The organism is Flagellimonas alvinocaridis, from assembly GCF_004916895.1.
GTDB classification, from domain to species: Bacteria; Bacteroidota; Bacteroidia; order Flavobacteriales; family Flavobacteriaceae; genus Flagellimonas; species Flagellimonas alvinocaridis.
In genome coordinates this window covers 566455-580727 of sequence record NZ_SNTZ01000001.1, presented here as the reverse complement: position 1 = coordinate 580727, position 14273 = coordinate 566455, and the positions used below count along the sequence as shown (strand labels likewise).

Here is a 14273-nt window from a genome sequence, read left to right as displayed (position 1 = left end):
TTCATGTATTTTTGCCAGAACGCATTATGGCAACCGAAATAAAACAAACCACTAGGGCTCAAGAGTCAACCAACGCAATTGAACGCTTGTACATTACCATGCGTCATTTGCTCAATAGGGGTTTTTATAAACCTTCGGGTGTTTCTGGCAACGCCCTCCGAAGCGCTCTTTTACTACTTAGGCCTGAAATATATGGTACGATCGCAGAGGAAAAAGCCGAATTGAATGGACTTATTTATGTATTGGAGCGATTACCCCAAGGGATTGAAGAGTGTCGCTTTATTAACCTAACCTCAGAAGAGGGATATTCAAAATCACACTTAAAACCAATTGTTCCCCCCAAGCGTAGAAGAAACTGTTTTCGGATAGACAATGAGCAGATGAACATTGAAATTACCCGAGGTCGCAGTGACATCTATGATATTTTGACGCACCTTACCTTTTTGTTCATTGAGTCTGGTAAAATAAGTAAAAGGGTATTGGTAGATGAAGGGAATGCTACCATTAGGGACTGGGACAAGCTTACCGATTTTGTGTTGAGCGAGGAAAAAGGAGATGATGAAAGAGAAGTGGCAATGATCCATGCTGCCAATATTTTGGGAAGGACTTTTGATGAGGTTGTCGCCATTCACAACAAATTATGCACCCAAAAGAATCCAGACCAGTTCCTGAACGTTATCTATTGGTTGGGCAAACTGGCCATTGAGGAAGAGACCACAGGAAACAAAAGGACCATTACGTTTAGTCCATTGCTTAGGGAGCGATTGGGCCATCACATACACGGAGAACGTTGGGCCTATAAAATAAAGCGTACACTAAAAGAGAAGAATTTATTGTCACGTCCCATTCATATTATCAGTGCCAATATGCACAGTGTCATGAATTCACTTTTTGCAAAAAAAACCTTGGCAAAGGAATTTCCCAATGCAAACTCTTTGGAAGTTTTTGAAGCTTTGAGTGCTGCCAAGAACAAGAATCTGAATAAAAGAGTAAAGACCGTTGCCGAGAAGAATGGGATGATTTTTTTGGACGATGAGTCTGGCGCCAATATAGACGTACAAATTTTTGATACGGCCAAGTTCGGGAAAGATAAGTGCTGCTATGATTTGTCCGAGGGTATTTCTGAAGAGCAAAAACCCGTTATATTTGTTATGGACTATGCCTTTGGCGAACAGGCCTATGAAACCATTGATGAACTTTTGAAACCTTTGGAGGAAGGAGATCAGAAGTATTTCTTAAACGTAGACTCGGTTTCCATTATGGGTAAAGCTGGTATTTTGGAAGGGGGCAAGGGAGATTTAATGATTCCATCGGCACATATTTTTGAAGGAACAGCGGACAATTATCCGTTTCATAATGAACTGTGCGCTTCGGATTTTGAAGGGAATGGACTAAAGGTTTTGGAAGGTGCCATGGTAACGGTTCTGGGCACATCGCTACAAAACAAGGATATCCTTCGATTCTTTTATGAATCCACATGGAACGTAATAGGATTGGAAATGGAAGGAGTGCACTATCAGAAAGCGGTGCAATCTGCCTCAAAGATTCGGAAGAGTATAAAAAAAGATGTGAAGGTAAGATATGCCTATTATGCTTCGGACAACCCACTGGAAACAGGAAGCACATTGGCTTCAGGTGGTTTGGGAACAACAGGGGTAAAGCCCACCTATTTGATAACAGACAGGATTTTAAAACAAATATTCAATTCATAACATGGCGGACCAACCAGCAAATCAGAACACTTCAGATGAAATAGACTTGGGACAGTTGTTTCAGGTAATCGGAAGAGGATTCCAAAAATTCTTCAATTTTATAGGAAACATTTTTAAGGGACTTTTTCATTTGTTGATATTGTTTCTTCTGTTCTTGCAGAAGCATTTTATTATTCTTGGAGCTACTTTGGTCATTGGAGGTGTTGCCGGATATTTTTTGGACGCCATCACTCCCGAAAAGTATGTTTCCAAAATGGTGGTTGAGCCTAATTTTAACAGTGTTCAACAACTATACAATAACTTGGATTTTTATAATGATCTGGCCATGGCCCAAGATTCGTCAGCTCTTGCCACGGCATTGAACATAACAGAACGGGAGGCAGCAAGTATTAAAGAGATTTTCGCTGACTCTTATTCAGATGAAAACCAAAAAATCAAGCTTTTTGATGAATTTATTAAGGAACTGGACAGTACAACCATTAAGACCATCGATTTTGAGAACTATCTTAAAAACTTTAATTCGTTAGATGCAAGGTTCCACCAGATATCAGTAATAAGTACGGATAATAGAGTGGCCAAAAAGATGCAACCGGCAATTATAAATTCCATTTCTGTCAACGATTACTTTAAGCTTCAAAAGAAGATAAATGACGAAAACTTAAAGCTGCAAGAAGAAATATACAAACAACAACTTGTTGAAATTGATTCTTTACAAAGCCTCTACAGAACTGTTTTGGTTAAAGAAGCGGATAAACCTATGCAGGGAACAAACATTAGTCTAGCGGAAGGAGGCGAGTCCAAAAACAGGGAATTGGCTTTGGTACAAGAGAAAGATGTTCTCAAAGAGAAACTAGTAGAACTCAATGAAGAAAGGGCGAACAAGTCTACCATAATAAATGTAATCAGCGACTTTCCAACCAGGGGAGTAGAAATGAAAGGCATTTGGAACAGTTATAAATTTAAATTACCCATTATTATGCTTGTTGCAATGTTGGCGGTCTTGGGAATTATAAACTTGAACAAGTTCCTAAGAACGTACAAAAAGAATTAGCCATTTAGGGGTAGCGCCCCAATTTCTGCAACAACTGGAATCTATATAACTTAAATGGTCAGGGTAATTGTAACAGGAGCAGGAGGACAATTGGGACAGACACTACAAGAGTTTTCCCCTAACCTTAAAAATGCTCAGTTCGAGTTCAAGACAGCTACTGATTTGGATATTACCGATGGCATGGCAGTGTTTGAGTTATTCGAAAGCAATACATACGACTATTGCATTAATTGTGCCGCCTATACCAATGTTGAGCAAGCTGAGAAGACTCCGGAAGCCGCATATCAAGTTAATACTGAAGGCGCCAAAAATTTAGCTATGGCTTGTGCCAAAGGTAAAACCACATTGATCCACATTTCAACGGACTATGTTTTTGACGGAGAAAAGGAAGGTTCTTACACAGTGAAGGATGAACCCAATCCCATCAATGTTTATGGCTTGTCCAAACTAAAGGGAGAAGAATATATTCGAGATATCTTATCCGATCATCACATTATTAGAACATCGTGGCTGTACAGTAAAAAGTACGGGCATAATTTCTATCGTACAATAGTGCAAAGGGCTAATGAAGGGATTGATTTGTACATTACGGATGATCAGAGAGGATGCCCTACCAATACCGAAACATTGGGGAAGTTCATCCTTAATCAAATGATTGAAGGGAACTTGCCATTTGGAACCTATCATTGTACCGATAAGGTTCCGATGACATGGTACTCTTTTGCACAAAAAATCCTCAAAGAGAATGGTTTGAGTGGCAAAGTCAGACTTGAATTGGATAGGAATTATCGTACTTTCGCAAAAAGACCCAAGAACAGTGTTCTAGGTTAAGATTCAAATGGTTTAGATGTAGTAAGGCCACAGATAAACATTCGTAAATTGCTTTGATGAAAAAGTATGCCCAAAAGGACATATTAATTACGGGAGGAGCCGGGTTCATTGGCTCTCATGTGGTTAGAAGGTTTGTTCAAACCTATAAAGAATACCACATTCATAATCTTGACGCCCTTACTTATGCGGGCAATCTGGAAAACCTAAGGGATATTGAAACTTCCGAAAACTATTCTTTTGTAAAAGGAGACATTTCAGACGCAGGGTTTATCAATCAACTCTTTCAGGAAAACAGGTTTGATGGGGTAATACATCTGGCGGCAGAGTCGCACGTGGACCGTTCCATCACTGAGCCATTATCATTCGTAAAAACCAATGTGCTGGGTACTGTCAATCTTTTGAATGCTTCATTGGGTTTGGCTACAAAGAATCCTGATTTTAGGTTTTATCATATCAGCACAGATGAAGTATATGGCGCTTTGGGAGAATCAGGACTTTTTACGGAGCACACACCATATAGCCCCAATTCTCCATATTCTGCATCAAAAGCAAGTTCCGACCATTTTGTAAGGGCCTATGGGGAAACCTATGGATTGCCTTTTGTGATTTCCAACTGCTCCAACAATTATGGCCCAAACCATTTTCCTGAAAAGCTCATTCCACTTTTCATCAACAATATTATAGACAACAGGGCACTGCCGGTTTATGGCGACGGAAACTACACCCGGGATTGGTTATACGTTAAAGACCATGCAGTGGCCATTGATTTGGTTTTTCATGATGGGCAAAATGGTGAAACCTACAACATTGGAGGGTTTAATGAGTGGAAGAACATTGATTTGGTAAAATTACTTTGCCGGTTGATGGATGAAAAGCTTAAGCGACCGCAAGGGAGTTCTGAAAAACTCATCACCTTTGTAAAAGATCGCCCAGGACATGATCTAAGGTATGCCATTGATGCCACCAAGATCAACAAAGAGTTGGGCTGGAAGCCGTCTGTAACCTTTGAAGAAGGCCTTGCTTTGACCATAGATTGGTATTTAAACAACCAGGAATGGCTAGATCATGTAACTTCAGGCGATTATAAAACCTATTATGACAAACAATATCAGCAATAAATGGGCATGAAAGGAATTGTTTTGGCAGGCGGAACCGGGAGCAGATTGCTCCCTCTGACCCTTTCGGTGAGCAAGCAACTGATGCCCATTTACGATAAGCCCATGATTTATTATCCTTTGTCTACCCTAATGTATTCTGGCATCAGGGAGATACTGATCATTTCCACCCCAAAGGACCTTCCGCTTTTTCAGGAACTGTTGGGAGATGGCAATAAATATGGCTGCTCGTTTTCTTATGCCGTACAGGAAGCCCCAAACGGACTTGCAGAGGCATTTATCATTGGAGAGGAGTTTATTGGGAACGATAAAGTTGCTTTGATTCTTGGCGATAATATTTTCTACGGTACGGGCCTTTCAAGGCTCCTACAATCCAACAATGACCCAGAAGGCGGTATTATCTATGCGTACCGGGTAAACGATCCCCAACGGTATGGTGTTATTGAGTTTGATGAAGATGGAAAAGCCATTAGTATTGAAGAAAAGCCTAAAATGCCAAAATCCAATTATGCGGTTCCTGGGATTTATTTTTATGATAATGAGGTGGTCTCCATTGCAAGGAATATTAAGCCCAGCGCAAGAGGAGAACTGGAAATCACCGATGTAAACAAAGCGTATCTTAAAAAAGGAAATCTCAATGTAAGCATTTTGGATAGAGGTACAGCTTGGCTCGATACGGGCACCTTTCAGGCATTGATGCAGGCTTCGCAATTTGTTGAGGTCATTGAGGAACGGCAAGGTGCCATAATTGGATCCATTGAAGTGGCAGCGTATGAAATGGGATATATCAACAAAAAGCAGTTTGCAGAATTGGCAGAACCACTAATGAAAAGTGGCTACGGAAAACGATTGTTAGGTATATTGAACAGAGAAGTATGATCAAAGCAACAGAGACTAAACTAAAAGGCTGTTTTGTTTTGGAGCCCACAATCCACGAAGATGAACGTGGCTTTTTTTTTGAAAGTTACAACCACAAAGATTTTTGTGAGGCAATTGGCCAAGAAGTAAACTTTGTGCAAGACAATTTTTCGTTCTCCACCAAAGGGGTGTTAAGGGGGTTGCACTATCAGAAAGGAGAATACGCCCAGGGTAAATTGGTTTCTGTATTGAAAGGAAGAATTCAGGATGTGGTAGTTGATTTGCGTAAAGATTCTCCTACCTTTGCCCAGCATTTATCGATTGAATTAAGCGAAAAGAACAAAAAGCAACTGTTCGTGCCAAAAGGTTTTGCCCATGGCTTTTTAGTGCTTAGCGAAACGGCACATTTATTCTATAAATGTGATAACTATTATAACAAGGAAGCTGAAGAGGGAATTAAGTATGACGACAAACATTTGATGATTGATTGGCAAATGGCGTCGGATCATATATTGCTTTCAGAAAGGGACAAAAGATGGCAGACCACTCTACCAATTTGAAAGAAGAGGAAGTGATGGGGGCGATAACCCATTCAGTAAAACAAATAAATAATTAACCAAAAAAATCCCTGAATTGGCAAAAAAAAGGAATTTAATAGTTTTTGGAACCAGGCCCGAAGCCATTAAAATGGCCCCATTGGTGAAGGAGTTTGAGAAACATAGCAACATTTTTGAAACGAAGGTCTGCATTACGGCCCAACACCGTGAAATGCTTGATCAAGTGCTTACTTTTTTTGAGATAAGCCCAGAGTATGACCTAGACTTAATGAAACCCAATCAAAACCTGTTTTCGCTTACAGCGAACATCATAGAGGGGTTAAAACCTGTACTCGAGGAATTTAAACCAGACTATGTTTATGTACATGGGGATACTACAACCACAATGGCCACCAGTATTGCCGCTTTTTATGCAGGAGCAAAAGTCTGCCATGTAGAGGCTGGCCTTAGAACGTTCAACATGCAATCGCCATTTCCTGAAGAAATGAATAGGTGTGTTACAGGGGTTGTCTCCAACATTCACTTTTCCCCAACAGCAACATCCAAGGAAAATTTGCTTTCGGAAAACAAAAAACCGGAATCCATTGTGGTTACTGGAAACACTGTCATAGACGCTTTAAAGTTTAGTGTTGGCAAAGTAACATCATCATATAAAGACAAAGAGATAGAAGACCTTGAATCCCAAGTAGACTTTAGCAAAAGAATCGTTTTGGTCACGGGACATAGAAGGGAAAATCACGGACAGGGGTTTATCAATATTTGTGAGGCACTAAAACAGTTGACCTTGGATCATTCAGACATACAAATTGTTTACCCCGTTCACTTAAATCCAAATGTCCAAAAACCAGTATATGAAATATTGGAGGGAGTTGAAGCAATCAAGCTGATTACACCTTTGTCTTACCCTGCATTTGTTTGGTTAATGAACAAATCCTACATGATAATAACAGATAGTGGTGGCGTACAAGAGGAAGCGCCAAGTTTGGGGAAACCGGTTTTGGTGATGAGAAATACCACAGAACGGCCAGAGGCAGTTGATGCAGGAACCGTATTGCTCGTTGGAACAGATAAAGAGAAGATTGTCGCTGAAGCTTCAAAATTGTTAAAAGGAAAAGATGAGTACCAGAAAATGAGTAAGCTTCACAACCCATATGGCGATGGGAATGCATGCAAAAAAATAGTAAACCATATTATAGAAGTTAGCAATGAATAACAAACCAGAGGTAGTAATGGTGGGATTAGGGTACATTGGCCTTCCCACAGCGGCATTGGTTGCACAAAATAAAGTTCAAGTGCATGGGGTGGATATTAACCCAGCTGTAGTTGAGACCATTAATGCAGGGAAAATACATATTGTAGAGCCAGAGTTGGATCAAGCGGTTGAAACCGCTGTAAAGCAAGGGTATTTAAAAGCGGCAACAACTCCTGTGGAAGCCAATACGTACCTTATTGTGGTGCCAACGCCGTTCAAGGATAAAAACGAACCAGATATTTCTTTTGTGCAGTCTGCTACAGAAGCTGTTATCCCTTTGCTAAAAGAGGATGATCTTTATATCATTGAGTCTACCTCCCCAATAGGAACAACCGAACGCATGATGGCCCTGATTTTTGAGAAAAGGCCAGAGCTTAAAGACAAAATTCATATTGCCTATTGCCCGGAAAGGGTTTTGCCTGGTAATGTTATGTACGAACTGGTAAACAACGACAGGGTAATTGGAGGAGTAGACTCGGCATCCACAAATAAAGCGGTTGAATTCTATGCACAATTTATACAAGGAAAACTGCATAAGACCAATGCAAGAACTGCGGAAATGTGCAAGTTGGTCGAAAACTCTTCCAGAGATGTACAGATAGCCTTTGCCAATGAGCTTTCTCTAATCTGTGATAAAGCAGATATCAATGTTTGGGAACTTATTGAATTGGCAAACAAGCATCCAAGAGTAAACATATTGCAACCTGGCTGCGGTGTAGGAGGCCATTGTATAGCAGTAGACCCCTATTTCATAGTTGCAGACTATCCCATGGAATCCAAGATTATAGGAACAGCCCGGGAAATTAACAACTACAAATCTTTTTGGTGTGCGGAAAAAATAAAGTCCACTAAAATGGAATTTGAGTTAAAACATGGCAGAAAACCAAGTATTGCCTTGATGGGACTTGCTTTTAAACCTAATATTGATGATTTAAGGGAGTCTCCGGCAAAATACATCGCCCAAAAAGTACTTCAAAACTCCAATGATGAAGAATACTTTATCGTTGAGCCCAATATCAAAAGTCATAAGGTGTTTAAATTGACAGATGTTGAAAAAGCAGTTAAAGAAGCCGACATAATTGCCTTTTTGGTCGCCCATGATGAATTTAAGAAAGTTCAGGTTCCCAAGGATAAGATAGTACTGGATTTTTGCAATGTGGGATAGTTTAAAAGGGATATACAAAAGCATTTTAACCTGTCTTCTTGTAGGACTACTTGTGTTTTCTTGTAAGCAACGCAACCAAAGCAAAAATGTTACAGAAAGTGAAGTAAAAAAGAACCTGGAGCTCTTTGATTATGGGTTTGACTTTACAGATTCGATAAAAATCGCAAGAATAGAACTACACAAGATTAAAGAGAATCATTTTAAGTTGCTCTTTTTCTTTGATGAGGAGAGCAATTTTAACGAACTCCAAAAGCTAAACATAGCATTTAGGGTTTATCCTTTAAAACCTGAAGAATTTCAACAAAAAGAAGATAAGGAGGCCAAAGCAAAGACCATAGGCACAAAATGTAAAATTCAATTACTGGAAAATGACCTAGTGGTTGAATCTGGGGAATTTGAAATGCACCCCAAAGAATTCCATCAGGCAAAAGTTTTTCTCTATGATCCTTCCGAAGGAGTGGTAGGCAAGATGATGACAATACTAAACCTTAATTTCCAAAAAGTTGATTAGATGATTTTTTCAACCACTATTTTTTTAGTCTTTTTTATTGTCGTTTTTTGCGTATACTGGGGTTTCTTGGGCATGGTCAAGGACGAGAACAAAAGACTTAAGGTTAGAATATTGTTTTTGCTATTGGCATCCTACTATTTCTACATGTCATGGAACCCTATTTTTATCTTGTTGATATTGTTTTCTACGCTGGTTGATTACTTTGCAGGTAAGGAAATATATAATTCGACCTCAAAAAAAAGGAAAAGGCTCTTTTTGATTACAAGCCTTGTGGTGAACCTTGGCTTTTTGGCTTATTTTAAGTACGCCAATTTCTTTTTGGATACGGTAAATCAAATTTCAAGTATGGTATCCCCAGACGGAGGAACCAACTATTTTTTGAACATAGTGTTGCCGGTCGGGATTTCATTTTATACGTTCCAGTCAATGTGTTATACCATTGATATTTATTACGGAAAAATGAAACCCTCCAAGAATTTTTTTGAATTTTCATTGTACGTTTCCTTTTTTCCTCAATTGGTTGCCGGTCCTATTGTAAGGGCCAAAGACTTTATTCCCCAATTAAAGGGGAATAAATTTTTTAAGGATATAAATTTTCAGTTGGCGGCCAATTACTTTATCATGGGACTTGTAAAAAAAGTCTTGATCGCCGATAATATAGCTCCTATTTCGGATGCGCTATTCTCCGATCCGGCACAATATGGAACATTGGGCACTTGGATAGGGGTAATGGCATATGCCATTCAAATTTATTGCGATTTTTCAGGCTATTCCGACATGGCAATTGGTGTTGCAGCATTATTGGGATTTAAGCTTATGGAGAACTTTAATATGCCTTATACGGCAACTAATGTCACTGATTTTTGGAGAAAATGGCACATAAGCTTGTCAACATGGCTTCGTGATTACCTTTTTATCCCTTTGGGGGGAAGTAGGGGCACAAAAGCAATGTACCACAGAAATTTAATGATCACAATGCTTTTGGGAGGATTATGGCACGGCGCCAGCTGGAACTTTGTTGTGTGGGGTGGCTTGCACGGCCTTGCATTGATTTTGCATAAACTATACAAGACAAAAGTTTCGGATAAAATACAGTTTAGCAAAGCCCCATATGTTCTCTACAATACCGCCTCTTGGTTTATAACTATGGTTTTTGTTTGTGTTACTTGGGTCTTTTTCAGGGCACAGACATTTGGTGATTCATGGCAAATAATTAAGAATATGTTCCTTTTTAAGGAATCTGATTTTAGCATTCCAGTAGGTTTTTATCTGCTTCTATTATTAATTGTTATAGGCCATTTTTTTGGGGTAAAATACTTTCAAAAGATAGAGGAAGACAGAAACCATGTTTTCAAAAGACCATTCTTTCAAGCTATCCTATGGGGGATTGCCATATTTGCCATATTGTTGTTTGGACAAGATGACAATCAGGCATTTATATATTTTCAATTCTAATCAGGATGAAAGAAAAGCACCGTTTGTTTTTGTTTCAGTTTCTACTGACATTTTTGTCATTCTTGGCATTGGCATTGCTTTTTAGTGCAGGGTTTTATAAAGATCCAGATAGTAGAAATTATGTGCTGGCGGAGAAGAAAATTGCCAATTTGCGAGAATCCTCATCATTTGTTTTAGATGCTTTGTTAAAGCAGAATGAAGTCACTTTTGATCCCACAAACGGTGTAAGCATTGAAACCGTCCTGGAAAATTTAAAATGCTCTCCAAAAAGAAAAATTCTTTTATTGGGATCTAGCCAACTGGTAACCTTAAATGATGATTGGTCCGCTGACAACTATTTGCGCAGAGTGGACAAAAAATTGGAAAGCAGCTATGAAGAAGAAGTTGTTGTATACAATTTATCAATGGGGGGGATGACAATTGCCGAGAAAAAAATTGTACTCGACAAGGCTCAACAAGTTATGGATTTTGATAAGATAATTGTTAGCATTGGGCCCTATGACTGTCGTGAAATAAATGTAAGGCCTGGCATAGAACAGATTGAGAACAAACTCTTTGGTCACATTGAAAAAGAAGATTGTGCCCCTATGGAACAATCATTTAATTTTGATATAGAAAAATTAAATTCGGAAATTGAGGGTGGCGTGAAAAAATGGCTGGAAAAGAGATTACTCTTTTTTGAGAACAAAGGAGCCATTAAAATGTGGACGGAAGAAAAAGCAAAAGCACTCAAGGGAAACAAACCCTTTTACCGTCCTAAAAAGGCATTGAGCTGGAGAACAAACAATCAAAAGTTTAATGACGTTACCGGATGGGTAGAAGATGTATTTCGCAGCGGAAGGAAGAGTCTAAAGATTACCAAGGAAGAAGTGAAGACTAATGCATCTTGGGGAGGCTTTAAAGTGGATTTGGAGAAGCCAACAAAAAAAATAGTACTTGGGGGTTGGAGCAAGAGTGAAAATGTGGTTAAGGCAAAATTATATTGCCTGGATTTTAAGATAGACTTTGTAGATGGCTCCAACGAATGGATATACCAAGGATTGGAGTTTGAAGAAGGCACCAATGATTGGACAAAAAGAGAACGCGTTTTTCAATTTGACAAAGAGATTAAGTCTATAACACCGAAAATGCTTTTTTACCAAGGAACCGGAACTGTTTGGTTCGATGATATATATGCCAGGCCAATCTATAGCAAGGTTGGGGAAAACGTTATTCTAAATGCCAATGTCGAAGATGAAAGCAACATTAAGGACGTGCATACACTTAAATTTGAAGATGAGGTTTGGGACAAGATTTTTGAAAACGCCCAAGACATGGTAGATTATGTTGGAAAGATGGCCTCAAAAAATGCAGGGGAATATTATGTTTTGATTCCACCGATATATAACTCGGAAATCAAAAAGGGATACGAGCAGGATTTTATGTTACAACAATTTAAGGAGCAACTGGATAAAGCTTGTAAAAACAACAATGTTCAATTGTTGGATGCAAATGGACTGTTGGATGAATCGCATTTTATTGAGTACGAATCTGGGTCCAGAAAAGGCATGATAGAGCCTTTGCATTTTGGCACAAAAGGCCATGAAAAACTGGCAAGGTACATAAAGAATAATATAGAACCATAAAACTAAATGTTACAAGCAATTATTAAAAAAGGGAAAGTAATAGCGGAAGAAGTTCCTTCTCCCATATTATCTGAAGGCGAAGTTCTAATAGCGGTCTCGTATAGTTGTATTTCTGCAGGAACCGAACTTAAGAGTGTTGGCAATAGTGGAGAAAACCTATTGGTTAGAGCCATGAAACAGCCGGAGAACCTAAAAAAAGTTATTGATTTAGCCAAAGCGCAAGGTATTGCCAAAGCTTTTTCCAAGGTACAGCAAAAAGTAAAATATGGGACGCCTACAGGATATTCCAACGCAGGGATTGTAATTGCTGTTGGTGAAGGTGTAAACAACATTAAGGTTGGCGACAAGGTCGCTGCTGCAGGTGCAGGGCTGGCCAATCATGCAGAGTATGTAGTGGTCCCGCAAAATCTGGTTATGAAAGTTCCGGAAGCGCTCGATCTTCAACTGGCATCAACGGTTACCTTAGGGGGCATTGCCCTACAAGGTGTTAGAAGGGCAGATTTAAGAATGGGAGAGTTTGGCGTGGTAATAGGCGCGGGAATTCTTGGTTTGTTAACAGTGCAGTTTCTCAAAAATTCTGGAATTAGGACCATTGTTAGTGACATTAATGAAGACCGGTTGAAGATTGCAAAGGAGCTTGGAGCGGATTTGGTGATCAATCCTGCAAAGACAGATTTGGTCAAGACAGTGACAGACTTTACTGGTGGATATGGGGCTGATGGAATTATCTTTACAGCAGCAACGGCCAGTAGTGAACCATTATCAGACGCATTCAAGTCCTGCAAGAAGAAAGGACGGGTAATTTTGGTTGGGGTATCCGGAATGGAAATCAAGCGCGGTGATATCTATCAAAAAGAACTGGATTTTAAGATATCAACATCCTATGGGCCCGGCAGATATGATCGTCAATATGAAGACCTTGGGCATGATTACCCGTATGCCTACGTCAGATGGACCGAAAACAGAAATATGGCGGAGTATCTCAGGATGCTTCAGGAGGATAAGGTTAAACTCGATCTTTTAATCAATAAGGTATACCCTATCGACCAAGCAGAAGAAGCATATGATTCGTTACAAGGTCCAGAAAAACCAATTATAGTATTGCTGAGCTATGAGCCAAAGGAGGCCGAAGAAGCGAACGCCAAAGTTGTGGTAAATCCAGAATTCAGCAGTAAGAGAGAGGTTTTAAATGTGGCTTTGGTAGGTGCAGGGAGTTTTGCTACGGCAATGCATCTTCCAAACATGGAAAAAATGAAGGATAAATACGCCTTGTATGCCGTTGTAAACAGAACTGGGCACAAAGGAAAATCTGTGGCAACCCATTTCAATGCAAAATATGTAACTTCAGACATAGCCGATGTACTCAATGATGATGAGGTCGATTTAGTATTTATAACGACTCAACATAAAGACCATGCCAGCTTGGTTTTACAGTCACTACAAGCAGGAAAGCATGTTTTCGTAGAAAAACCATTGGCTACCAACCAAGAAGATCTGGACAAGATTGTTGCCTTCTATAAAGATGATTCCGTTTCGGAAAAACCATTCTTGTTGACCGGATTTAACCGTAGGTTTAGCAAGTATGCTCAGGAAATAAATGAACATACCAAAAATAGAATCAATCCCTTATATGTTAGCTATCGCATCAATGCTGGGTTTAAGCCTTCTGATGATGCCATACACGAACATGGCGGAAGGGTTGTTGGAGAAGTATGCCATTTTATTGATTTGATATCTTTTCTAACCAATGCCCCATTGGTATCTGTAAGTGTTGATAAAATAAGCCCAAACAATGACCAAGTTCGAGATGATGATAATGTGGCCATAGTTTTAAAATATCAAGATGGGTCTGTTGGCAACCTACAATATTTTTCAGTGGGCAACAAGAGTTACCAAAAAGAGAATCTGGAGGTGCATTATGATGGAAAGACCATAATTATGGACGATTTTAAAAAGTTGACAGGATACGGATTAAAGGTGAATGAGCTTATGGGCAAAATTCCTGAAAAAGGACAATATGAGGAGCTATTGCATATGCATGAGGCCATTACTGCTGGGAAGTGGGCAATTACCTTGGAAGACATGGTCCAAACCACCAGAGCAACCTTTTTGATCCAAAACAGTTAGCCTTTAAACGAGTC

General features: G+C 39.4%; 12 protein-coding genes. All 12 read left to right on the top strand.

The annotated features are described in order from the left end of the window. Positions 1 to 26 precede the first annotated feature (26 nt). A complete protein-coding gene (locus EZV76_RS02645) occupies positions 27 to 1712 on the top strand; it encodes a DUF6909 family protein (protein WP_136565025.1) in 1686 nt (561 codons plus the stop codon). 1 nt (position 1713) lies between these two features. Beyond that, a complete protein-coding gene (locus EZV76_RS02640; RefSeq protein ID WP_136565024.1) occupies positions 1714 to 2763 on the top strand; it encodes a hypothetical protein in 1050 nt (349 codons plus the stop codon). Between the two features lie 54 nt (positions 2764 to 2817). Continuing rightward, a complete protein-coding gene (rfbD, locus tag EZV76_RS02635) occupies positions 2818 to 3594 on the top strand; it encodes a dTDP-4-dehydrorhamnose reductase (protein ID WP_136565023.1) in 777 nt (258 codons plus the stop codon). 56 nt (positions 3595 to 3650) lie between these two features. Further along, complete coding sequence (gene rfbB, locus EZV76_RS02630) at positions 3651 to 4712, top strand: dTDP-glucose 4,6-dehydratase (protein ID WP_136565022.1); 1062 nt, start codon at positions 3651 to 3653, stop codon at positions 4710 to 4712. A gap of 6 nt (positions 4713 to 4718) precedes the next feature. Then, entirely contained in the window at positions 4719 to 5588 is an 870-nt protein-coding gene (gene rfbA, locus EZV76_RS02625; RefSeq protein ID WP_136565541.1) for a glucose-1-phosphate thymidylyltransferase RfbA, read from the top strand. Beyond that, a complete protein-coding gene (rfbC, locus tag EZV76_RS02620; RefSeq protein WP_201741826.1) occupies positions 5588 to 6127 on the top strand; it encodes a dTDP-4-dehydrorhamnose 3,5-epimerase in 540 nt (179 codons plus the stop codon). The genes rfbA and rfbC overlap by 1 nt, the downstream gene beginning before the upstream one ends. A gap of 73 nt (positions 6128 to 6200) precedes the next feature. After that, positions 6201 to 7337 carry a non-hydrolyzing UDP-N-acetylglucosamine 2-epimerase gene (gene wecB, locus EZV76_RS02615; protein ID WP_201741814.1) on the top strand — a complete coding sequence of 379 codons (1137 nt, stop codon included), beginning with the start codon at positions 6201 to 6203 and terminating at the stop codon, positions 7335 to 7337. Then, a complete protein-coding gene (gene wecC, locus EZV76_RS02610) occupies positions 7330 to 8541 on the top strand; it encodes a UDP-N-acetyl-D-mannosamine dehydrogenase (protein WP_136565020.1) in 1212 nt (403 codons plus the stop codon). The genes wecB and wecC overlap by 8 nt, the downstream gene beginning before the upstream one ends. A gap of 52 nt (positions 8542 to 8593) precedes the next feature. Next, positions 8594 to 9052, top strand: a complete 459-nt coding sequence (locus EZV76_RS02605) for a hypothetical protein (protein ID WP_136565019.1) — start codon at positions 8594 to 8596, stop codon at positions 9050 to 9052. Then, positions 9053 to 10507 carry an MBOAT family O-acyltransferase gene (locus EZV76_RS02600; protein WP_136565018.1) on the top strand — a complete coding sequence of 485 codons (1455 nt, stop codon included), beginning with the start codon at positions 9053 to 9055 and terminating at the stop codon, positions 10505 to 10507. It abuts the gene before it with no gap. A 5-nt stretch (positions 10508 to 10512) separates the two neighbouring features. Continuing rightward, positions 10513 to 12132, top strand: coding sequence for an SGNH/GDSL hydrolase family protein (locus EZV76_RS02595; protein ID WP_136565017.1), 1620 nt, complete (start codon positions 10513 to 10515; stop codon positions 12130 to 12132). Between the two features lie 6 nt (positions 12133 to 12138). Continuing rightward, positions 12139 to 14259, top strand: coding sequence for a bi-domain-containing oxidoreductase (locus EZV76_RS02590; protein WP_136565016.1), 2121 nt, complete (start codon positions 12139 to 12141; stop codon positions 14257 to 14259). The last annotated feature ends 14 nt before the right edge of the window (positions 14260 to 14273 follow it).

What these genes read in the sequence shown, in the direction of transcription:
- EZV76_RS02645 (WP_136565025.1), top strand. Translation starts at nt 27, where the DNA reads ATGGCAACCGAAATAAAACAAACCACTAGGGCTCAAGAGTCAACCAAC.
- EZV76_RS02640 (WP_136565024.1), top strand. Translation starts at nt 1,714, where the DNA reads ATGGCGGACCAACCAGCAAATCAGAACACTTCAGATGAAATAGACTTG.
- rfbD (WP_136565023.1), top strand. Translation starts at nt 2,818, where the DNA reads ATGGTCAGGGTAATTGTAACAGGAGCAGGAGGACAATTGGGACAGACA.
- rfbB (WP_136565022.1), top strand. Translation starts at nt 3,651, where the DNA reads ATGAAAAAGTATGCCCAAAAGGACATATTAATTACGGGAGGAGCCGGG.
- rfbA (WP_136565541.1), top strand. Translation starts at nt 4,719, where the DNA reads ATGAAAGGAATTGTTTTGGCAGGCGGAACCGGGAGCAGATTGCTCCCT.
- wecC (WP_136565020.1), top strand. Translation starts at nt 7,330, where the DNA reads ATGAATAACAAACCAGAGGTAGTAATGGTGGGATTAGGGTACATTGGC.
- EZV76_RS02600 (WP_136565018.1), top strand. Translation starts at nt 9,053, where the DNA reads ATGATTTTTTCAACCACTATTTTTTTAGTCTTTTTTATTGTCGTTTTT.
- EZV76_RS02595 (WP_136565017.1), top strand. Translation starts at nt 10,513, where the DNA reads ATGAAAGAAAAGCACCGTTTGTTTTTGTTTCAGTTTCTACTGACATTT.
- EZV76_RS02590 (WP_136565016.1), top strand. Translation starts at nt 12,139, where the DNA reads ATGTTACAAGCAATTATTAAAAAAGGGAAAGTAATAGCGGAAGAAGTT.